This window comes from Alishewanella aestuarii B11 (genome assembly GCF_000280055.1).
Classification (GTDB): Bacteria; Pseudomonadota; Gammaproteobacteria; order Enterobacterales; family Alteromonadaceae; genus Alishewanella; species Alishewanella aestuarii.
Genome location: NZ_ALAB01000005.1, coordinates 115,931 through 136,579, shown reverse-complemented (window position 1 = coordinate 136,579; position 20,649 = coordinate 115,931). Strand labels below are relative to the sequence as shown.

General features: G+C 52.5%; 21 protein-coding genes and 1 tRNA gene. 1 reads left to right on the top strand and 21 read right to left on the bottom strand.

Annotation, left to right across the window (positions count from 1 at the left end; all coding sequences use genetic code 11):
- Window positions 1-132: 132 nt before the first annotated feature.
- The 19 genes from rplI to tsaE all read right to left on the bottom strand — a co-directional run bounded on the left by rplI (window position 133) and on the right by tsaE (window position 18,787).
- Window positions 133-585 carry a 50S ribosomal protein L9 gene (gene rplI, locus AEST_RS03550; RefSeq protein ID WP_008607115.1) on the bottom strand — a complete coding sequence of 151 codons (453 nt, stop codon included), beginning with the start codon at window positions 583-585 and terminating at the stop codon, window positions 133-135.
- Between the two features lie 18 nt (window positions 586-603).
- A complete protein-coding gene (gene rpsR / locus AEST_RS03545) occupies window positions 604-831 on the bottom strand; it encodes a 30S ribosomal protein S18 (RefSeq protein ID WP_008218940.1) in 228 nt (75 codons plus the stop codon).
- 11 nt (window positions 832-842) lie between these two features.
- Window positions 843-1,148 (bottom strand): primosomal replication protein N, encoded by a 306-nt coding sequence (priB, locus tag AEST_RS03540; protein WP_008607114.1) that lies wholly within the window; start codon window positions 1,146-1,148, stop codon window positions 843-845.
- A 7-nt stretch (window positions 1,149-1,155) separates the two neighbouring features.
- A complete protein-coding gene (gene rpsF, locus AEST_RS03535) occupies window positions 1,156-1,533 on the bottom strand; it encodes a 30S ribosomal protein S6 (protein ID WP_008607108.1) in 378 nt (125 codons plus the stop codon).
- A gap of 196 nt (window positions 1,534-1,729) precedes the next feature.
- On the bottom strand, window positions 1,730-2,104 hold the full coding sequence (locus AEST_RS03530; RefSeq protein ID WP_008607107.1) for a hypothetical protein: 375 nt from the start codon (window positions 2,102-2,104) through the stop codon (window positions 1,730-1,732).
- Window positions 2,101-3,789, bottom strand: a complete 1,689-nt coding sequence (locus AEST_RS03525) for a S41 family peptidase (RefSeq protein WP_008607106.1) — start codon at window positions 3,787-3,789, stop codon at window positions 2,101-2,103. Before AEST_RS03525 ends, AEST_RS03530 begins: the two co-directional genes overlap by 4 nt.
- Before the next feature lie 123 nt (window positions 3,790-3,912).
- Window positions 3,913-4,653: a 23S rRNA (guanosine(2251)-2'-O)-methyltransferase RlmB gene (gene rlmB / locus AEST_RS03520; RefSeq protein WP_008607105.1), complete on the bottom strand. Its 741-nt coding sequence runs from the start codon at window positions 4,651-4,653 to the stop codon at window positions 3,913-3,915.
- Window positions 4,654-4,685: 32 nt separating this feature from the next.
- Window positions 4,686-7,058 carry a ribonuclease R gene (gene rnr / locus AEST_RS03515; RefSeq protein WP_008607104.1) on the bottom strand — a complete coding sequence of 791 codons (2,373 nt, stop codon included), beginning with the start codon at window positions 7,056-7,058 and terminating at the stop codon, window positions 4,686-4,688.
- A gap of 67 nt (window positions 7,059-7,125) precedes the next feature.
- Window positions 7,126-7,752 carry a tetratricopeptide repeat protein gene (locus tag AEST_RS03510; RefSeq protein ID WP_008607103.1) on the bottom strand — a complete coding sequence of 209 codons (627 nt, stop codon included), beginning with the start codon at window positions 7,750-7,752 and terminating at the stop codon, window positions 7,126-7,128.
- Window positions 7,753-7,900: 148 nt separating this feature from the next.
- Window positions 7,901-9,199 carry an adenylosuccinate synthase gene (locus AEST_RS03505; protein ID WP_008607099.1) on the bottom strand — a complete coding sequence of 433 codons (1,299 nt, stop codon included), beginning with the start codon at window positions 9,197-9,199 and terminating at the stop codon, window positions 7,901-7,903.
- A 115-nt stretch (window positions 9,200-9,314) separates the two neighbouring features.
- Complete coding sequence (locus tag AEST_RS03500) at window positions 9,315-10,478, bottom strand: aminotransferase class V-fold PLP-dependent enzyme (protein WP_008607097.1); 1,164 nt, start codon at window positions 10,476-10,478, stop codon at window positions 9,315-9,317.
- Window positions 10,479-10,553: 75 nt separating this feature from the next.
- Window positions 10,554-11,435 (bottom strand): protease modulator HflC, encoded by an 882-nt coding sequence (gene hflC, locus AEST_RS03495; RefSeq protein WP_008607095.1) that lies wholly within the window; start codon window positions 11,433-11,435, stop codon window positions 10,554-10,556.
- A gap of 6 nt (window positions 11,436-11,441) precedes the next feature.
- The gene (gene hflK / locus AEST_RS03490) at window positions 11,442-12,581 is read right to left on the bottom strand and encodes an FtsH protease activity modulator HflK (protein ID WP_008607093.1); all 1,140 of its coding nucleotides are present in this window, start codon (window positions 12,579-12,581) and stop codon (window positions 11,442-11,444) included.
- A 41-nt stretch (window positions 12,582-12,622) separates the two neighbouring features.
- Window positions 12,623-13,915: a ribosome rescue GTPase HflX gene (gene hflX / locus AEST_RS03485; protein ID WP_008607091.1), complete on the bottom strand. Its 1,293-nt coding sequence runs from the start codon at window positions 13,913-13,915 to the stop codon at window positions 12,623-12,625.
- Between the two features lie 18 nt (window positions 13,916-13,933).
- Window positions 13,934-14,191 (bottom strand): RNA chaperone Hfq, encoded by a 258-nt coding sequence (gene hfq / locus AEST_RS03480; RefSeq protein WP_008607089.1) that lies wholly within the window; start codon window positions 14,189-14,191, stop codon window positions 13,934-13,936.
- Between the two features lie 90 nt (window positions 14,192-14,281).
- Window positions 14,282-15,211, bottom strand: a complete 930-nt coding sequence (gene miaA, locus AEST_RS03475; protein WP_008607088.1) for a tRNA (adenosine(37)-N6)-dimethylallyltransferase MiaA — start codon at window positions 15,209-15,211, stop codon at window positions 14,282-14,284.
- On the bottom strand, window positions 15,201-16,940 hold the full coding sequence (mutL, locus tag AEST_RS03470; protein WP_008607087.1) for a DNA mismatch repair endonuclease MutL: 1,740 nt from the start codon (window positions 16,938-16,940) through the stop codon (window positions 15,201-15,203). Before mutL ends, miaA begins: the two co-directional genes overlap by 11 nt.
- 1 nt (window position 16,941) lies before the next feature.
- Entirely contained in the window at window positions 16,942-18,327 is a 1,386-nt protein-coding gene (locus AEST_RS03465; protein WP_008607085.1) for an N-acetylmuramoyl-L-alanine amidase, read from the bottom strand.
- Window positions 18,314-18,787: a tRNA (adenosine(37)-N6)-threonylcarbamoyltransferase complex ATPase subunit type 1 TsaE gene (gene tsaE, locus AEST_RS03460; protein WP_008607084.1), complete on the bottom strand. Its 474-nt coding sequence runs from the start codon at window positions 18,785-18,787 to the stop codon at window positions 18,314-18,316. The genes AEST_RS03465 and tsaE overlap by 14 nt, the downstream gene beginning before the upstream one ends.
- A gap of 228 nt (window positions 18,788-19,015) precedes the next feature.
- Here tsaE and queG point away from each other — a divergent pair, with 228 nt between their 5' ends.
- Window positions 19,016-20,149, top strand: coding sequence for a tRNA epoxyqueuosine(34) reductase QueG (queG, locus tag AEST_RS03455; RefSeq protein ID WP_008607083.1), 1,134 nt, complete (start codon window positions 19,016-19,018; stop codon window positions 20,147-20,149).
- Here queG and AEST_RS16960 read toward each other — a convergent pair.
- Complete coding sequence (locus tag AEST_RS16960) at window positions 20,115-20,318, bottom strand: DUF1289 domain-containing protein (RefSeq protein WP_008607081.1); 204 nt, start codon at window positions 20,316-20,318, stop codon at window positions 20,115-20,117. The genes queG and AEST_RS16960 overlap by 35 nt on opposite strands.
- Window positions 20,319-20,490: 172 nt before the next feature.
- Window positions 20,491-20,566, bottom strand: a tRNA-Gly gene (locus tag AEST_RS03450).
- Between the last annotated feature and the right edge of the window lie 83 nt (window positions 20,567-20,649).

Below are 20,649 nucleotides of genomic sequence, written 5' to 3'. Positions count from 1 at the left end.
TGAAAATTTTACCTGTGATTGGCTGACTGACAGTTGAATGGCTTTGGATTTAACAGAAAAAATGACAGAAAAAGCAGAGGGGATAACAGAACAGAGAAAACGCACTGCCAGGCGGCAGTGCGTCTTAGCCAATTAGGCTTCAGCGATAATGATTACTTTGATAGTGGCAATCACTTCAGCGTGTAACTGCAGGTCGATGTCGAACTCGCCAGTTTCACGTAAAGTACCATTTGGTAACTTCACTTCCGCTTTAGTTACGGCAACGCCGGCTTCAGTGATCGCATCAGCGATATCACGGGTACCAACAGAACCGAACAGTTTACCCTCGTCACCCGCTTTAGAAGCGATAGTCACCTGGGCCAGTTCAGCTACCTTGGCAGCACGGTCGTTAGCAGCAGCTAAACCAGCAGCCAGTTTGGCTTCTAATTCAGCGCGACGGGCTTCGAATTTCTCGATGTTAGCCTTAGTAGCCGGAACTGCTTTACCCTGAGGGAATAAGAAGTTACGGGCATAACCAGACTTAACAGTTACATTGTCACCTAAACCACCCAGGTTTGCGACTTTGTCTAACAGAATAATTTGCATTGCCTATACCCCTCTGTATTAGCTGTGTGAGTCGCTGTATGGTAACAGGGCCAGGTAACGGGCGCGTTTGATGGCGCGGGCTAACTGACGCTGGTATTTAGCGCTGGTGCCAGTAATACGGCTTGGTACGATCTTGCCACTTTCTGTAACATAGTTCTTCAGAACGGCGGTGTCTTTGTAATCAATCTCTACAGTGCCTTCTGCAGAAAAACGGCAGAACTTACGGCGACGGAAAAAACGTGACATTTGTCTGTCTCCTAACTTAATTGTTCAATCTGTTGCGCATGCAGGACCAGTTTTGCCTGACCACTGCGGCTTTGGTGCCGGTTTAAAAAACCACTCACCCTAACCGTGCTGCCCAACGTCAGATGCTGAGCGTGTTGTTGTAACACTGTGCCGCTTAGAACCACCTGCATCCGCACATAAGCCTGACGATTTAAGCCAGCCTCCTGTTGCATGCTGCGATGTTCCAGGGTTAACACAGTGTGCGGGATCCCCGCCGGACTCTCACTGCGCTCAGGGTGCCGGCAAAGGGCGCCACTTAGCACAAAGTAATTGTCCATCTCCAACTTACTCGTCGTTTGCTACTTGCTCTTCAGTTTCACGAGGAGCACGCTCACGACGCTCTTCACGTACCTTAGCCATTGGTGATGGCTCAACGATGGCACCGTTAGTGCGCATAATCAGGTTACGTAATACCGCATCGTTGTAGCGGAAGTTAGTTTCCAGCTCATCGATCACGCTTTGTGGTGCTTCCACGTTCATCAGCACATAGTGTGCTTTGTGCAGTTTTTGAATTGGGTAAGCCAGTTGACGACGACCCCAATCTTCTAAACGGTGGATAGCACCGCCCGCTTCTTTGATCGCGCCAGTGTAACGCTCGATCATACCAGGCACTTGTTCACTCTGATCAGGGTGAACCATAAAAACGATTTCGTAATGACGCATTGTAGCTCCTTACGGTTAGTAAGCCTCGGAAGAACTCGGCCGGGTTCTTATAAAGGCAAGGAACGTTGAGTGTATGGCCGAAGGTCGCGTATTTTAAGGAGTCAGCCGTGAAATAACAAGTGAAAGCGGCAGATTGCACAAAAAAAGTTCAGGCCAGCGAGCTGGCCTGAACATCAAATTCGCCGCGTTAATGACTTTAGCGGGGCGCCAGCTGGCAACGGGCGCCGTTAAGGCGAACACTCTTGCCTGAGCCAGGATGCTGTAAAATACAACTGTCCCCGACTTTAACCAGTACAAAACGGTAGGATGGCAAACTATGCCGCCCATCCAGCGGCCGGCCCTGACTATCTACTGGCATCCGCTGTTCGATAAAAAGTTCAGTGCTGTGCATCAACACATCATCAGCCAGCGTAACACTGGTGCCTCCAACAATACTGACGATAAAATCATTCAGCTGTTGCCGGACGCCGGGTTCTACGCTGCTCAGCACCGCAGGCTCAGCCGCCCGGCTATGCTGACAGGCTGCCAGCATAACAGCACAGCAGCTTAACAGCAGGGCAATGGCTCTCACTGCGCCCCCTCAGCCGGTAGCAACTCAGTCACCAGCTTATTGTTGAGCAGGATGTCCTGATAGCGCGGGTCTAATAAGCGCATTTGTCCGGGCTCGTCACTGTCGATCCTGGCTTCTGGTTGCAGCCAGGCCGCGGCACCCGCCCCCGATGCACCTGCACTCACCGTCGGACAACTGTTGTTCTGGGCATAGTACAGGGCAGCACCTAACAACCGCTCCGCCGGGTCGCCAAGGGGTTGGCTGAAATCATCAGCTAATGGGCAACCTTTTACATCGGCCTGAAACACCGGATTGGTGCGCGGTACAAAGCCATCGGCATACTCACCAAAGCCCTTGGCATTAATACCGGTAAACTGAATAGTAAAGTAGGTGGTGCCACAGTTATCGGTTGGATAAAAGCCATAGGGTTTACCACAGGTACGGCCACCAATCAGGATCACCTCGACATCAATACCTCTGAGTGCATTAACAAAGGCTTCACTGGCGGAGCAGGTATTGCCGGTACTGAGGATAAAAACCCGGCTTAAATTCAATGATGGTAGAGTGGTATTAGTCAGAACACCGGCTTCATAGTCAATCACCCGGCTATAAAACGGTATAGGTGACAGAGTGCCACCGGTAACCGGATTGATGGTTGGGTGCTTATCGTTAAAGATCGTGCGCTCAAAGAAACGGCGCTGAATAATATTCGGACCGCTGACCATATAGCCAAGCTGCGAGGCAAGGGCCAGCAAGCCGCCGCCGTTATAACGCAAATCAATCACCAGTTCATTCACGTTCGCCGAAGCAAACTGATTGACCGCATTAATCAGCTGCTGCTGGGCCAGCGCAATATGGCTGTTAAACTGCATATAACCGACTTTACCGGCTGCGGTATCCAATACCCGGACATTCTGCACCGGACTGCTGGACACGTTCGCCGAGGTCATGCTGACTTCTTTACGAACGCCAGTAGCAGACTGAAAGACAAAGTTATAACTCTGGCCGGTTGCCGATGGAAAGAGCGCGCGATTCAGCAGATCAATACCAGCCTGGGTATTATCGTTAATAAAGTCGACACCGTTGATGCTCAGTAGCTGATCGCCACGCGCCAGACCCGCATTGGCGCCGGGTGAATTGGGCTCAGTATAGGCAATGGTCAGAGAGCGAGGTGGTGAGTTACGGCCAAAGGACCAGCGAATACCATAACCAGCCGACACACCGGCCTGAGTTTGCTGTTGATATTCAGCAGTATTTTCCGTGAAATGAAAGTTATCTTTTGGCGTGCCGGAGTCGGTCAGTTGCTCTGTCTTTAGCAGGTTAAAATACTGCGCTACCGAGAACGGTGCCGGGTCACGATCTGCGACCTCGCGATACCAGAGGTAGGTATTATTAGTCCAGGACCGCAGCCACATCTTTTCATGCATCGCAGTACCGGCACGATCCGGGAATGGTCGGTTACTGAACGGATCGGTGCCGGTACGTGGCGTCTGGCAGAAATCTTTTAAGGTGCTCTCCGCCGGAAACTGTCCAGCAACCCATACCGGTGCAGCCGGTAAGGTGCCACCACCGCTACCGCCACTACCACCTCCAACGCCGCCAGAACCAGAACCGCCCGAACCACCGCAAGCCGTCAACGACAATGTAACCAATGACAATGCCAGTAATGACAGCGCCGAACGGCCCGAAAACTGTTGTTTACCCATGCTAAACCTCCATCTACAACTATAGAGCAGCCATTAATTTACGTGAAATTAACACAAGCCACGCCAAGCTGCAAGTCAAGCACTCTCTGGTGCCCCTGAGTATAGTACGGGTAAACTAGGGTGTCAGATGAGCGACTGCCGTTGCCGGACTGCTTCAAACAGACAAATCCCGGCTGCAACAGAGACATTCAGACTGGATACAGTGCCAAACATCGGTATCTTTACCAGTGCATCACAGGTTTCCCGGGTCAGACGCCGCAAGCCCTCACCTTCGGCGCCTAATACCAGAGCTAAAGGCCCTGTTAAATCGGCTTGATAAACCAAGGTCTCAGTTTCACCGGCAGTGCCTACCACCCAAATACCGGCTTCCTGTAATTGCCGCAACGTACGCGCCAGATTCGTTACCGTGATAAAGGGTACCGACTCGGCGGCACCGCAGGCCACTTTGCGTGCTACTGAAGTTAATTTTACCGAACGATCTTTCGGTGCGACCACCGCATGCACACCCGCCGCATCCGCGCTACGCAAAATGGCACCCAGATTATGCGGATCCGTTACACCATCCAGAACTAACAGCAAAGGCTTACTGTGCGCTTCCACAATAGCGGCTAAATCGGTTTCGTTACCACTACTACTTAACCGAGCCTTAGCAACAATACCCTGATGCTGGCCGCTGACCATCTCATCCAGGGTTTTACGATTACAAAATTGCAACGAAATGCCGTGTTGCCGCGCTTGTTGCAACAGTGGCTGCATCCGTTTGTCGTCGCGGTCTTTTAACGCGAAAATTTCCAGCACATCCTGTGGCGCGCGTTTTAATAAGGCTTCGACCGCGTGCAGGCCAAATACCAGATCATTACTCATAGCTTACCTGTAGTGAATTACAGAGCGCCGTACTAGCGGCGACTCTTGGATTTCTTTGCTTTCGGCGCAGCAGGCTTTTTGCCTGCCGGGGCTTTGGCTGCTTTGGTGGTTTTGCCTGCTTTAGTTACTTTGCCAGCCTTAGCAGGCGCAGTTTTGCCAGCTTGTCGCGCCAGTTTTTCTTCAAAAGCGGCATTTTTACTGGCTTTAATCTGCCGACCAGAAACCTGGGTGCGGATTTCGCCAACCAGCACCAAATCAATTTTCCGCGCCTCCAGATTTACCGCCACCACTTTCACGGTCACCGCATCGCCCATCCGGTAACTGACACCTGAGTGCTCACCGGTCAGAATTTGCCGTTCGGTATCAAAGCGGTAATAGTCGTTCTGCAGCGAGGTGACATGTACCAAACCTTCAATATACAAGTCACTCAGTCTGACAAAGAGCCCGAAATTGGTGACGGTTGACACCACCCCAGGAAACTCTGAGCCCAGGTGATCCTGCATATATTCACATTTTAGCCAGTCGGCGACTTCACGGGTCGCATCATCGGCCCGCCGCTCTGTCATCGAGCACTGCTCACCGAGTGGCGCCATATCTTTTTCAATATAGGCTTTCGGACCGGTAACCTGCTGACCTTGTTTCGCCAGAATAGCTTTAATGGCCCGGTGCAGCACCAGATCCGGATAGCGGCGAATTGGCGAGGTAAAGTGGGCATAGGCTTCCAGCGCCAAACCAAAGTGTCCCTGATTATCACCCTGATATACCGCTTGTTTCATCGAGCGCAACATCGTGGTTTCAATCAGTTCGCGGTCAGGTCGTTCGGATAAACGCGCCAGCACCTCAGTCAGCTCCAACGGTGTCGGTTCATCTGACAGATTGGCTTCAATACCCAGCTCAGCTAAAAAGCGTTTAAAGTTAGCAAAGCGATCGCCATCCGGCCGCTCGTGTACGCGGAATAAGGCATGAGCTTCATGCTTCTCAATAAAGCGTGCCGCCGCCACGTTGGCCATAATCATACATTCTTCAATGATCTTATGCGCTTCGTTGCGATGCACCGGCACAATCTGCTCAATCTTGCGGTGGCTGTTAAAGATAAAACGGGTTTCCACGGTTTCAAATTCAATGGCACCGCGCTGTGCCCGTACTTTCGCCAGTTTTTTATACAGGCTGTACAGGGTTTCCAGGTTGGTTAGCTGGGCGGCATATTCCTGCCGTAGCTTAGGATCACCCTGTAAAATGGCATGCACCTTGTTATAGGTAAAGCGCGCCGCTGAATGCATCACCGCTTCGTAAAACTGATAGCTCTCCAGCTTGCCGTGCGCACTGATATGCATTTCAGCGACAAAGCATAAGCGGTCAACGTGCGGATTTAATGAGCACAGACCATTCGACAAGGCTTCGGGCAACATAGGAACCACATGGTCCGGAAAGTACACCGAATTCCCGCGCTCCAGCGCACTGTGATCCAAGGGCGTGCCAAATTGCACATAAGCACTGACGTCGGCTATCGCCACCCACAGCTTCCAGCCACCGTTTTCCTTCGCTTCAGCATAGACCGCATCGTCAAAATCACGGGCATCCTCACCGTCGATGGTCACCAGCGGCAGCTGCGTTAAATCAACCCGCCCCTGCTTAGCCGCAGCAGGTACCTCTTCGCCAAATTTCGCGACCTGCTGAATCACCGCATCGGAAAAGACGTGCGGGATCTGATGATTTCGGATCGCCACTTCGATTTCCATCCCGGGCGCCATATGCTCGCCCAGTACTTCGACGACCCGCCCCATGGCGTTAACCCGCTTCGATGGCCGTTGGGTAATTTCTACTAATACCACCTGACCGTGGCGGGCAGCACCCTGCTCGCCCTCAGGCACAATAATATCCTGGCAGATCCGCGCATCATCGGGCACCACAACGCACAGCGCATGGTCTTTATAATAGCGGCCGACAATGGCTTCGCTGCGCGGCTCCAATACCCGCACCACCCGCGCTTCGATCTTATCTTTACTTTTTACGCTGGCGGCGGTCGCCAGTACCTTATCGCCTGGCAGCAAACGCTGCATTTCATGAAAGGGCAGATACCAGTCTGGCCCGCCTTGTTCTAATTTTAAAAAGCCAAAGCCTTCACGATGACCGATCACCGTGCCTTTGACTAAATCCATATGGTCTACTAACCCATAGCGCTTACTTTTGGTAAACAGCAGCTGACCATCGCGCTCCATAGCACGCAAGCGCTTTTTCAGCGCAAAAATGGCTTCATCGTCATTCAGACCAAGTTCGCTTACTAGTTCTTCAAAGTAGGCCGGCTGTTGCCGTTTTTCGATGTGCTCGAGAATAAACTCGCGGCTGGGGATAGGGTTGTCGTATTTTTCTTGCTCACGCGCAAGATGCGGATCATTTACCGTCATTAATTAAACTTTTGTTTCCTTTTGGTACTATTCAGTGTAACACCCCGCAGAGAAAATGAGATGAATTTCATTTTACAGGGCGTTCGGCATTCGCCACTACCCGTGCTGGCATCTTGTCTGCCAGCTGTTTTTTTAGGCGGTTAATTTTAGCATGAGTTGCCTGATCAGCGGTAATGCTATGATGCAACCAACGATAAGTTTGTTCAAAATCAGCCGGACTGCCCTGCCCGGCGACCAGAATTTCCGCCAGCCGGATCCGTGCCTTTAAATTACCCAGCGCCGCGGCCTCACGCAGATAGACAATGGCTTTAGCCATATCTTTTTGCACCAAACGACCAAGATGATAGTAACGACCGATTTGCTCTAAGCCCTCAGGTAACCCCTGTGATGCCGCCTGCAACATAAAGTCCCAGCCACGCTCGACATCGCGCGGTACACAGACACCATAGGCCAGCATATCGCCAAACAAAAACTGATAGGACGGCAGCTTCATAATTTCAGCCCGGGCCTCAATATCCTGCACTAATTGGCAATCGTCGGCTTTGACCCGCTGTAAATGGCTGTTCTCACGGATCAGTTTAATCAGCTCGTCTTGAGTGTACAGCTCGACTGGCTGCAATTCCTGGCTGTGCAGAGGTAGCACTGCAGCCATGGCAACAACGCTGACAGAGATAAAGAGAGCCGATTTTAGCATAGCGTCAAACAACCATCGTTAAAGGCAGATACAAAAGCTAAGCAAATTTTACGCCATAAAGCAAAAAATGCCTGGTCAATCCGTTCCAATAGCCACTATAAATAAAAAACGCTGCTCAGTGGCAGCGTTTTTTGATGTTGCAACAAGCTTAGTCCGCAAACGGATGGGTCAGCACTATGGTTTGTACCCGATCTGGTCCGGTAGAAACGATATCAATAGGTACGCCGGTCACTTCTTCCAACCGCTTAATATAGTTGCGCGCAGCCTGTGGCAGCTGCTCCAGCTGCTGGATGCCGAAAGTGGTTTCACTCCAGCCTGGCATTTCTTCATATACCGGCTGCACCAGTTCAAAGCCTTCTGCTGCCAGCGGCGGAGTTTGCAATACTGAGCCATCAGGTTGACGGTAACCGGTACAGATTTTTACTGTTTCCAGACCATCCAGTACATCCAGCTTAGTTAAACAGAAACCAGAGATACTGTTCAGCTGCACCGCACGGCGTACCGCCACAGCGTCAAACCAACCACAGCGGCGTTTACGGCCAGTGGTGGCGCCAAATTCATGGCCCTTCACACCCAGGTGTTCACCGACAGCACAATCCAGCTCGGTTGGGAACGGACCTGAACCAACACGGGTGGTGTAGGCTTTAACGATACCCAGTACATAATCCAGATAACGCGGGCCAAAACCACAGCCAGTTGCCACGCCACCTGCAGTAGTGTTTGAAGAGGTCACATAGGGGTAAGTACCGTGGTCGATATCCAGCAAGGTGCCCTGAGCACCTTCAAACATAATACGCTGGCCGTTTTTGCGAGCCTGATCCAACAGCTCAGTGACGTCAACCACCAGAGATTTCAGTAAATCGGCCATCGCCAGCGCATTATCCAGCGTGCTCTGATAATCAATGGCATCAACTTTGTAGTACTGAGTCAGCGTAAAGTTGTGTAAGTCCATTACGGTTTTCAGCTTTTCAGCAAACAGCTCCGGATTAAACAGATCGCCAACGCGTAAACCACGACGCGCAACCTTATCTTCATAAGCCGGGCCGATACCGCGACCCGTGGTGCCGATTGGCTTATCGCCACGGGCTTTTTCACGGGCAACATCCAGTGCAACATGGAAAGGCAGAATTAACGGACAGGCTTCGCTCACCAGTAACCGCTCTTTCACCGGTACGCCACGCTGTTCCAGCATGGTCATTTCTTTCAGGAAGGCTTCTGGTGACAGTACTACGCCGTTACCAATCACACATTTTACATTGTCACGTAAAATGCCTGACGGGATCAGGTGCAATACCGTTTTCTCACCATTGATTACCAACGTATGCCCGGCATTATGGCCGCCCTGATAGCGCACCACATAGCTGGCTTTATCGGTTAATAAGTCAACAATCTTACCTTTACCTTCGTCACCCCATTGGGTGCCGAGCACAACGACGTTCTTAGCCATGGTTCCCACATCACGGAAAAAATTAGGCGTGGATTTTAACAAAAGCCCGGCCAAGTTTCAGCCGTCCAGACGAAAAAAAGGCCGTGAATTTTCACGGCCTGGTCAGTTCATTGATTTATAAGGATTTAAGACACGACAAATCAAACTGGTCAGCGTTCTGATAAAGGGCAAAACCAAAGCGTAGCCGATCGCCGCGATAATCGGTCTCAATACCATGCTGTTTCAGATAGGCAGCCAGCTCGGCAACCTGACTGGCACTGCCCAGCCTGAAGGTAAAAAAGTGGCCATGACAGCTGGCATCATGCAGTAATAACTGCTGTTGATTAAGCTGCGGATGCGCCAGTTCGTCCAGCAAGGTCAGGAAGTGCTGCTGCAACTGCTGCACATACTGATGGATACGCCCGACCGTAATACCCTGCTGCTTAAACAACAACAAGGCCGCTTCCAAGCGGTATAGCGCACTAAAATCCAAAGTTGCACCGGCAAAACGGTAACCATCCTCACTGTATAACACCAGGGCCGATTTTTGTGCGGCCAAAGTGCCAAACTCGGCAAACCAGCCGGTGTAAAGCGGACGCTGCTCACTGCCGGCCGGCACCGCCATAAAGCAGCAGCCTTCGCCGCCCTGCGCATACTTATAACTGCCTGCCAGATAGAAAATCCGCTCCGCAATCTCAGACAAATCGGTAGGCAGGGCCATAAAACCATGATAACCGTCGATCACCAGCATCGCCTGACTGACCGCAGCCAAACCTTTGACGAAGGCTGGCAGATCGGCGATGGCATAACCAGAGTTAAAAAATACCTGGCTGCAGAAAATCAGCTGGTACTCAGCCTGGGCGGCAGCGGCGGTAAAACGTTCGGTAAAGCTGGCAAAAGGTTCAGTTGGGATCTGTACCACTTCAACGTTGGCTAACTCTGCCAGACGTTTGATCTGCCGTTGAAAACTGTAAAACTCGCTGTCCGTCGTCAAGACTTTTAATGGTTGCTGCCAGTCAAAACAGCTTAGCAGCCGCATCACCAGTTCATGGGTATTGGGGGCGAATACCAACTGCTCCGGCAAGGGCAGATTCAGGATATCCGCAATCAGCTGCTGAGTTTGCGGCACTTTCTGGCCGAAAATATATTGCCACTTATCATCGACCAGCCGGGCACTGTCATCCCAGTATGCCAGCTGAGCCTCGCGGGTAACGTCCGGCCAATAATGATGCGAGTGACAGGCAAAGTGCTGCTTACCGGCATTAGCGGTTAAGAATTTCTGATAAAACTGCTGGTACATAGCGCCTCCCCGCCAGCGATTTTATACGGAAGAAAAAGGCCCTGACGGGCCTTTTTCAATGCAAGCTAAACTGAGTTAATTGCGACCTTTTTCCGAACGCATAAATTTGAAGAAGTCATTATCCGGCTGCACAATCAGCACATCGTTCTTCGAATTAAAGCTGTTGCGATAAGCCTCTAAGCTGCGCACAAAAGCGTAAAACTCGGCGTTCTTGCTGTACATTTCAGCATAAATTTGTGCGGCTGTAGCATCACCTTCACCTCGAACTGTACGCGAATTTCGCTCAGCATCAGCCAGCATGACCGTTACCCGGGCATCAACATCAGCACGAATAATCTCTGCCTGTTCCCGACCACGGGCACGGTGCTCATCAGCTACCGCTTTTCGTTCGGCTCGCATCCGGGCAAAGATCGAATCACTGATTTCGGTTGGCAGGTTAATTTGCTTTACCCGAACGTCAATCACTTCGATTCCCAGTTCGTTAGCTGCCAGGGCGGCCTGAGACAAAGCGCTCTGCATTAGCTGCGTCCGCTCACCAGAAACGATTTCCTCAATTGTCCGGGTACCAAACTCAGTCCGTAAGCCGTTATTAATATACTGTTTTAACAGCACTTCGGCTTGCGACTTAATGCCGCCGGTTGACAGAAAGAAGGCACCAAAGTCTTTGATCCGCCATTTGACATAGCTGTCAACTAACAGGTCCTTTTTCTCTGCGGTCACAAAGCGGTCAGCCTGGTCATCCAGAGTTTGTACCCGGGCGTCCAGCTTACGGACTTCCTGGATCAGCGGTAACTTAAAATGTAAACCTGGTTCATACACTAACACCCGGTTTTCTGCATCACGCTGAATTTTACCAAACTGAGTAACAATGGCGCGCTGGCCTTCCGGCACCACAAAGATGGCAGATACCACGACTAATGCCACAACCACCAAAATTGCAATAATAAAGTTTTTCATCTGCTATTACCTCCCACTGCCGGTACGGGGTGTTGAGCTACGCACCGGTGCCGGTTGCATTGGCGTATTGCCACTGTCCAGATTCGGTCTGACCGGGGTTACCCCCTGGGTGCTCTGGCCAGCTGCGCTACCTTTCATCAGCTGTTCTAAAGGTAAGTACATCAGGTTGTTGCTATTTTTCACATCAACCAGAATTTTCGAAGTATTGCTGTAGACATATTCCATCGTCTCCAGATACATCCGGTCACGGGTAACCTGAGGTGCGGCCAGATATTGCGGTAATAATTGTTCGAAGCGGGCAACTTCACCCTGTGCTTTCAGTACGATTTGTTGCTTGTAGGCTTCAGCTTCCTGCATCACGCGGTTAACCTGACCACGGGCACGCGGTTCCACTTCACGGGCATAGGCGGTCGCTTCCTGGACAAAGCGCTCCTGATCTTCCTGGGCTTTGATTGCATCGTCAAAGGCGTCACGGACTTCTTCCGGCGGACGGGCGTCACGGAAGTTAACGTCAACCAGCACCAGGCCCATATTGTAAGGCTGAATAATGCTTTCCAGTTCCTGACGGGTATTTTGCCGTACCACTTCACGACCGCGGGTTAACACATCATCCATAATCGAATGACCGATAACAAAGCGCAATGCGGCATCTGTCGCTTCACGCAAGCTACGGTCAGCATCGACCACCGAGAACAGATATTGGCGGGCATTGAAAATCCGGTACTGAATTTCGAAAGTCACCCGGACCAGGTTCTGATCCTGCGTCAACATAAAGCCATCGGTCCGCAGTGAGCGAACTTCCTGGGTATTGACCGGTGTAACAGTGTCGATAAAGGTTGGCTTCCAGTGGATCCCTGCACCAACTTCAGTATGGTATTGTCCGAAGCGCAGGATCACGCCGCGTTCCGCATCTTTAATGGTATAAAAACCGCTTAAACCCCAGATTAATAACGCCACCACCAGCACTACGGTAAAGAGTGCTGACGCGCCGCCACCAGAATTGTCGCCTTTGCCACCAAAGATACCACCAAATTTCTTACCGAAATTGCGGAATACTTCATCTAAATCGGGCGGGCCTTGATCCCGACCCCCTTGCTTCCAGGGATCGTTATTCTTGCCGTTATTGCCCGGCTCATTCCAAGCCATGCTTAACTCCACTTATAAAGTTACTGTCAAAGGTTAATGTATCAAAAAACTGGCGGCCTGACGATATAGTTTTCCAGCGGCTGCCCGTACTGCTTTAGCAATCTGGCCCATTGTGCTGCCGCCAGTTTCAGCTGTAGCTGATAACTGCCGTCTTCTAAATACTGTTCGTGTTGTACTGCCTGCAGTGCAAACAGCTGCGCCCGCAGTTGGCCATAATGCGGCGGTAAACACAACTGCAGATGCAGATACTGCTGCGATAAGCGTCCAATTAACGCCTGTTGCAATAAATCCAGGCCGGCGCCAGTTAACGCAGACAACCAAACAGCCGCCGGCAGCCCCTGTTCGTTGTACTCTATACGGGGTTGCTGTGCCAACTGGTCAATTTTGTTAAACACTAATAACTGCGGCACCTCGGCAGCGTCAATTTCAGTTAACACCAGCTGCACCTGCCGCATATTCTCGTCACGCCGAGAGTCAGCGGCATCAATCACATGCAGCTGGAGATCAGCATCGCGGGTTTCCTGTAACGTCGATTTAAAGGCCGCCACCAGATCATGCGGTAAATGCCGGATAAAGCCGACAGTATCCGCGAGTATGGCTTCGCCAAACTGCGGCAAGTTGATTTGGCGCAACGTGGGATCAAGGGTCGCAAACAGCTGATCTGCGGCATAGACCTCAGCCCGGGTCAGACGGTTAAATAAACTGGATTTGCCGGCATTGGTATAACCGACGATAGAAATGACCGGTTGTTCGGAGCGTTGTCTGGCGCGGCGGCCTTGCTCGCGCTGGCGGCCAAGCTTTTCCAGCCGGGCCTTTAACGCCTTAACCCTTTCCCGCAGCAAGCGCCGGTCGGTTTCCAGCCGGGTTTCACCCGGACCACGTAAACCAATACCGCCTTTCTGCCGCTCGTTGTCAAAGCCACGGATCAGTCGCGAAGCCAGATGTTGCAGCTGTGCCAGCTCGACCTGCAATTTCCCTTCATAGGTGCGGGCGCGCTGAGCAAAAATATCCAGGATCAAGCTGGTACGATCTATTACCCGCACCTGACACAGCCGCTCTAAGTTGCGGGTTTGACTGGGGCTCAGCTCGTTATTGAAGATCACGACTGAAGCAGCGGTATCAACGACCAGTGCCGCCAGTTCAGCTGCCTTGCCGGTACCGATAAATAATTTCGTGTCCGGCGCCTGACGACAACAGCTTAATTCGCCCAGCACAGCAACACCCGCAGAAGCCACTAACATGCGTAGCTCCTGCAGATCTTCGGTAGACTGTTCCTGCGGGAAATTAACGTGTACCAGTACGGCTTGCTCAGCCGGCTCAGCCAGTTCAAACAAGCGCTGTTACCCCGCTAATTATTCGAGATCCTCGCTTTCATCGGCAGCACCGCTCTGGCTGGTCATGGTATTAACCGCCCGGGCAGGTACAACAGTAGAAATGGCGTGCTTGTATACCATCTGACTGACGGTATTTTTCAGCAGAATGACGAATTGGTCGAAAGATTCAACCTGACCCTGCAATTTAATCCCATTCACCAAGTAAATTGAAACAGGAATGCGCTCCCGTCTTAAGGTGTTCAAAAATGGGTCTTGTAATGATTGGCCTTTTGCCATGTCACGCTTTCCTTTTTTATTTAGTATGCCTGATATAGGTATTATTTTTTTTATTTCAAGTTGTTAAACGTGAAATTTTTGCCACCATTTTTAGCTTAGCGAAGAAATGACAGCTTGCAAGTTTTCCGCCAGTGGCGCTTCGGTTTTTAACCAGTGTAAATTCGGCCAGCTACGCAGCCAGGTCAGCTGCCGTTTCGCCAGCTGCCGCGTGGCGGCGATACCCTGACTGACCATGGTGTCGTAATCCACGCCGCCAGCCAGATAGTCCCACATCTGACGGTAGCCGACACAGCGGATCGAGGGCAAATCCGGATGCAGATCACCTCGCTGATATAACTGCCGTACTTCCTGCTCAAACCCCTGAGCTAACATCTGCAAAAAGCGTTGTTCAATACGCCGGTGCAACTCAGCCCGATCAGTCGGAGCTATGGCAAACTGCCGCACCTGATACGGCAGTGGCTCTGCCTGCTGCGCCGTTAACGCCGTCAGGGATTGTCCGGTCAGACGGTATACTTCCAGCGCCCTGTTGATCCGTTGTGGGTCATTCGGGTGGATCCGTGCCGCCGCCACCGGATCAATCTGCGCCAATTGCTGATGCATGGCCTGCCAACCTTTGACCGCAGCTTCTGCTTCCAGTTCCGCCCGAACCGCAGGATCCGCAGCCGGTAAACTGGAAATACCTTGTAGCAGGGCCTTAAAGTACAGCATGGTGCCGCCGACCAGAATAGGGGTATTCCCCCTTTGCCGGATAGCAGCGATCAGCTCCAGTGCATCCTGCCGGAAATCTGCCGCAGAATAGCTTTGTGCCGGATCGCGGATATCCAATAAAAAATGTGGTGCCGCCGCCAATTCTGTTGCATCCGGTTTCGCCGTTCCGATGTCCATACCACGGTAAACCAGCGCACTGTCAACGCTAATCAGCTCTGCCCGCTGCAACTGCTGTTTCAGGGCGATCGCCAGGGCAGTTTTACCTGAGGCGGTGGGTCCCATAATACAGATCAGCGGTAACTCAGTGTTCATCTGCCCGTCCCGCGCTCAGCGCTAATAATTGCTGCGCCGACACCTGGCACGCATTAACCGGTGGTGTCGTCAAAATCTGTGAAAATAAGTTTAACAAAAATTCTGCCTGCAGCACATTGGCTGTTAGTAGTATTTCTAACACCTGTCTGGCTAAGCCGTGCTCTGCCACCCCTTGTTGCAGCAGTTGTGCAAACCAGTCACTGAGCGGTGTATGCCGCAACCACTTCGGTACAGCGCGGATAATCAGCTGCTGATCCCGTACCAGCAAATCAAACCCCAACTGAGTAAAATTGTCCGCCTGGGCTAATAGCAGCTGTAACTCAGCCGGCGCCAGCGCCAGCCGAAGTGGTAACAATAAGGGTGCACTTTCTGTTTGCTGCGGCCAGTAGCTGGCAGCCAGCTCAGCCAGATCCTGCACACACAACTGTTGCTGGTGTACGCGCAGCAAATAGCGGTTTTGTAGTAGCAGATAAGCGGGTTGTTCGACCTTAGTTGATGCTTCGGGCAACGGCATCGCCAGGTACTGCAGTTGCGTCTGAATGGCGGCCGGTTCTGCTACCGGCCAGGCCGGGCTGCGACGCGCCTCCGGATAAGCGTTATTGCCTGAGCTGCCCGGCATACTATGCTGCCTGACAGCAGGGATAGCAGCATCAGAGCGACTGATATTTACCTCAGTTAAGGCGGCAGCCGGCGTAGCTTGACGCTCTGCGGTAGCAGGCAAAGTCACAGCAGCCAGCTGTTGCAGAGCATCAGACAGCGCACTGACGACAAAGTCATGCACCAACCGCGCCTGATGAAAGCGCACCTCGTGTTTCGCCGGATGCACATTGACATCGACTTCGCCCGGATCCAGCTCCAGATAGAGCACAAAGGCCGGTTGCTGTTCAGCGCTGAGTTGCTCGCCATAGGCCTGCCGGATGGCATGGTTCAGTAACTTATCCCGCATCATCCGGCCATTCACATAACTGTACTGACAGGCCGGCTGCCCCTGACAGGCTGCGGCCGGCAGGATCCAGCCGCTTAACCGGATCTGATCGTATTGGTTTTCAATCCACAGCGCCTGCTCGGCAAACTGGCGGCCACAGAGTGCGGCCAGTCGTTTCTGCCTGGCTATGGCCGTGCTGGCAGCAGGCAAGCGCCTGACTTGCTGGCCGTTATGGCTAAGTGACCAGCTAACATCAAACCTGCTCAGTGCCAGGCGTTTGATCAGCTCATCGATATGACTAAATTCAGTTTTGTCGCTACGTAAAAAACGGCGTCGGGCCGGCGTATTAAAAAACAGATCCAGCACTTCAATACTGGTACCCTCTGGATGCGCCGCCGGCGACACCTGCACAGCCATCTCCCGCCCTTCGGCCCGCGCCTGCCAGGCGGTGGCCTGCGCAGCGGGTTTTGACGTCAGGGTCAAACGGGAAACCGAGCTGATACTGGCCAGTGCCTCACCGCGAAAACCCAAAGTGAAAATCTGCTCCAGATCACTTAGGCTACTGATTTTACTGGTTGCATGCCGGCTTAACGCCAACACCAGTTCCTGCTCGGCGATGCCGCTGCCGTTATCGCGGATCAAGATGCGTTTGCTACCGCCTTTATCGATTTCGATTTCCAGCTGGGTTGCACCGGCGTCCAGGCTATTTTCAACCAACTCTTTGACAACCGAGGCCGGCCGTTCTACCACCTCACCGGCGGCAATCTGGTTAGCCAGCTGCGGCGGCAATAATTGAATAGGCATCTTAAGGGATCCGCAGCACCTGACCAATACGCAGGCTGTCTGAACGTAATTCGTTATGCCGTCTTAACTCATCAATCGATACGTTGTAGCGCTGAGCCAACAACGATAAGGACTCACCGGCCTGGACCCTGTGTTCACGGGCACGACGCTGCGCAAACAGCGAATCAGCCGGTGGCGAAAGCTCAAAGTGCCGCCTTACGCCATTAAAAATGGATTGCACCAGTTTTTGCTGATGGTTGGGATTACGCAGCAAGCGTTCTTCCTGCGGGTTTGAAATAAAGCCAACTTCCACCAGGATCGATGGAATATCCGGTGCCCGCAGTACGCCCAAACTGGCGGACTGCGGCTCCCTTTTATGCAAGGTCGTGACCTTGCCCATCTCGGACAGGATCTGGTTCGCCACCTGATGCGCACTGACCATCGAATGGTTCATAGATAAGTCCAGTACCGTCTGTGCCAGATAACGCTCATTTGCAGAGTCTTTGATCACCTCTGCCACGCCACCGAGTAATTCGCTGTGGCGCTCTGTTTGCTCCAACATCCGGCCCACTTCTGAGGTGGCACGACGCAATGACAGCACCCAGACTGAAGCGCCGCGCGGATGCGGTGAAGTAAAGGCGTCGGCATGCACAGAAATCAATAAGTCAGCCTGCAGGCGCCGGGCAATGTCGGTACGGCTATTCACCGGCACAAAGTAATCGCCGGTACGGACCAGGGCAGCTTTCATGCCGGGTTCGCGGTTAATCCGCTCCACCAGTTGGCGGGCAATGGGTAAGGTCAGATTTTTCTCAAAGGTGCCGGCTGGGCCAATAGAGCCGGGATCGGTGCCACCATGACCGGCATCGACCGCAATCACAATATCGCGCGCCGCTCTGATACTGGCTGGCGGCACAGGCTGTGGTGTTCGGTTTCCCGCAGAGGACGTAGCCGTAGTGCTGGCCGGTGGCGTTGTGGTAGTAGGGTTAGCCGCTACTGCGGCACTGCCAGTGCGACCCGGTAAATCGACCACCAGACGATGGCCATGCGGCGCGGCTGGCGCCAACGCAAACACATTCGGTTTTACGCCCTGCGTCAGATCCAGCACTATCCGCATCTTGCCCTGACCACCGCTACTGCGAATGCCACGGATAAGATCGGCCTGGCCCTGACTGGCCGGTAGGTTAGTATTGCCGCGGACATTACTCAAATCGATGACCAGCCGGTCGGGATTATCCAGCGTAAAATATTTAAAGTCCGGGGCCGAAGCCAGATCAAACACCACCCGGGTATTGTCTACCGTCGGCGAGATCCGAACATTCTGCACCTGGCTACTGGCCTGTGCCGCCGGTAAAGCCAGCAGACACAGTAACCACAGGCATAGCAGTGACAGCGCGTTAGTTTTTCTCATTATCCGTCAATATCGTTATTATTTTACTGCCAGGCTGACTCGCCGCCGTTAACTGCAAGATGCGCAACTCTCCCTGTTGAGTCAGCTGAATCCGCAAATCCGGTAGCGGCAAAAACCCCTCACCGCGCTCCGGCCACTCAATTAAACACAGGCTCTGTTGATTAAAGTAATCGCGGATGCCCATAAATTCCAGTTCTTCCGCATCATGCAGCCGATATAAATCAAAATGATAAAGCTGCAATTGTCCCAGCTGATAGGGCTCGACCAGGGTATAGGTTGGGCTTTTGACTGTGCCCTGGTGCCCCAACGCCTGGATCAGGCCACGGCAGAAGGTGGTTTTTCCGGCTCCGAGCGAGCCTTGTAAAAACACGACCATACCGCCCTGTAGCTGTGCCGCTAATTTAGCCGCAAACGCCAGCGTAGCCTGTTCCGACGGAAGTTGCACCACATAAGACGACACGCTAATACTCCTGACCACAGTACCCAGACAATTCGTTTGCTATGGTAACAAAGGTGGCGCGCCCTGAGCCAGAAAAACCGCTTAATTCTCCCGCTTCGACGTTGCTTTGTGGCGCAAGTTCCTCAATTACGCTGACTTTGGGTAAAAAGTTCCGTCTTATGTTACAGTTAGCGTATCTCAACCTCAGTCACTTTCAGCCGCATCTTATGGCGCTGCTGAACGGATAGCATGCAAGCAGAACAGATTAGTCAGCAAATTAAAACCTGGGCCAAAGAACTGGGCTTTCAGTCCTGTGGCATTAGCCGGCCGCAGCTGGGCGCCGAGCAGGAGGCGCGTTTGCAGCAGTGGCTGGACGCCGGTTACCATGGCGAAATGCAGTATATGGCAGAGCATGGCATGTTGCGCGCCAGACCCACCGAACTGCATCCGGGGACCTTAAGTGTGATTAGTGTACGGCTGGACTATTTGCCCAAAGCCGCCGCCTTTGCGACGAACCTGGCCGATCCCAGTCAGGCCTATATCAGCCGCTATGCGCTGGGTCGCGATTATCACAAGTTAATGCGTAACCGCTTAAAACAACTGGGACAAAAAATTGCCACCCTGATCTCGGATCTGGACTGCCGGCCCTTTGTCGATTCGGCGCCGATTTTAGAACGGCCTTTAGCGCAGCAAGCCGGTCTGGGTTGGATAGGGAAACACAGCTTGTTGCTGGCTGAAGAAGCCGGTTCCTGGTTTTTCCTCGGCGAATTGCTGGTTAATCTGGAACTTCCGGCCGACCAACCACACCCGGGCGATTGTGGCAGCTGTGTCGCCTGTATTACCAGCTGCCCAACCGGCGCTATCGTCGCACCCTATGTCGTTGATGCCCGCCGCTGTATCTCCTATCTGACAATTGAACTTAAAGACGCCATTCCAACGGAATTCAGACCCTTACTGGGCAATCGTATCTATGGTTGTGATGATTGCCAGCTGGTATGCCCGGTTAACCGGCAGGCGCCGCTAACTGAAGAGCCGGATTTTCAACGCCGGCCACAGTGGCAGGATCAATCACTGCTGGCATTATTTCAGTGGGATGAAACGACCTTCCTGCGCCTGACCGAAGGCAGTGCCATCCGGCGTATTGGTTTTGAACGCTGGCAGCGCAATCTGGCAGTGGCGCTGGGTAATGCACCCTATCAGCCAGAAATTGTCGCCACGCTTAAACAGGCACTGCCAACAGCGACGCCGCTGGTTGCCGAACATATTGAGTGGGCCTTGCAGCAACAAAAACACAAAAGCTATCTGGCGCAGAATCTGTTACCACGCAGTACCGAAAGACTGGTGCGAATTATTCAGAAGGGCTTGCCCAGAGATGCTGGCTAAGTTGCTCATCCCGCTGCACCAGCCGGGCGGCGGCCAGATCGCAGATCTGTTGTTGTCGACGACTCGATGCCTGATGCCACTCGGTAATTTCGCTGAGTAGCCGGCCGCAGCCAAGGCAACAGTCCTGTTGATCTAAACAACAATTTCGGATACAGGGGGATTTGACCATACTCAACCTCCGACCACAGCTTATCGGCACTCTTGCAGTATAGATCTTGCGCTGCTAACGCGCAGAAAATTTAACAGAAAATCTTTATCAGGCCAACATCGGCGCTAGCAGCGCAACTCGGCTCAGGCGTCAGAAACGACAAAGCAGCCGTTAGGCTGCTTTGTGTTGAATTTGGAGCGAGTTACGAGGTTCGAACTCGTGACCTCGACCTTGGCAAGGTCGCGCTCTACCAGCTGAGCTAAACTCGCATCGGGTCGCAGTGATTAACAAGGTTAATCTTGCGTTTGATGGCGCGCATTTTACAAAATCAGTCGCCCGATGCAAGGTTTTT

Bases quoted from the DNA above. Each gene is read 5' to 3' on its own strand.
- rlmB (WP_008607105.1), bottom strand. From the start codon at position 4,653: ATGAGTAATGATCTGGTATTTGGCCTGCACGCGGTCGAAGCCTTATTA.
- AEST_RS03525 (WP_008607106.1), bottom strand. From the start codon at position 3,789: ATGGGTAAACAACAGTTTTCGGGCCGTTCGGCGCTGTCATTACTGGCA.
- AEST_RS16960 (WP_008607081.1), bottom strand. From the start codon at position 20,318: ATGGTCAAATCCCCCTGTATCCGAAATTGTTGTTTAGATCAACAGGAC.
- priB (WP_008607114.1), bottom strand. From the start codon at position 1,148: ATGGACAATTACTTTGTGCTAAGTGGCGCCCTTTGCCGGCACCCTGAG.
- hflC (WP_008607095.1), bottom strand. From the start codon at position 11,435: ATGAAAAACTTTATTATTGCAATTTTGGTGGTTGTGGCATTAGTCGTG.
- AEST_RS03505 (WP_008607099.1), bottom strand. From the start codon at position 9,199: ATGGCTAAGAACGTCGTTGTGCTCGGCACCCAATGGGGTGACGAAGGT.
- mutL (WP_008607087.1), bottom strand. From the start codon at position 16,940: ATGCCTATTCAATTATTGCCGCCGCAGCTGGCTAACCAGATTGCCGCC.
- rpsF (WP_008607108.1), bottom strand. From the start codon at position 1,533: ATGCGTCATTACGAAATCGTTTTTATGGTTCACCCTGATCAGAGTGAA.
- queG (WP_008607083.1), top strand. From the start codon at position 19,016: ATGCAAGCAGAACAGATTAGTCAGCAAATTAAAACCTGGGCCAAAGAA.
- AEST_RS03465 (WP_008607085.1), bottom strand. From the start codon at position 18,327: ATGAGAAAAACTAACGCGCTGTCACTGCTATGCCTGTGGTTACTGTGT.
- rpsR (WP_008218940.1), bottom strand. From the start codon at position 831: ATGTCACGTTTTTTCCGTCGCCGTAAGTTCTGCCGTTTTTCTGCAGAA.
- AEST_RS03500 (WP_008607097.1), bottom strand. From the start codon at position 10,478: ATGTACCAGCAGTTTTATCAGAAATTCTTAACCGCTAATGCCGGTAAG.
- rplI (WP_008607115.1), bottom strand. From the start codon at position 585: ATGCAAATTATTCTGTTAGACAAAGTCGCAAACCTGGGTGGTTTAGGT.
- rnr (WP_008607104.1), bottom strand. From the start codon at position 7,058: ATGACGGTAAATGATCCGCATCTTGCGCGTGAGCAAGAAAAATACGAC.
- miaA (WP_008607088.1), bottom strand. From the start codon at position 15,211: ATGAACACTGAGTTACCGCTGATCTGTATTATGGGACCCACCGCCTCA.
- hfq (WP_008607089.1), bottom strand. From the start codon at position 14,191: ATGGCAAAAGGCCAATCATTACAAGACCCATTTTTGAACACCTTAAGA.
- AEST_RS03510 (WP_008607103.1), bottom strand. From the start codon at position 7,752: ATGCTAAAATCGGCTCTCTTTATCTCTGTCAGCGTTGTTGCCATGGCT.
- hflK (WP_008607093.1), bottom strand. From the start codon at position 12,581: ATGGCTTGGAATGAGCCGGGCAATAACGGCAAGAATAACGATCCCTGG.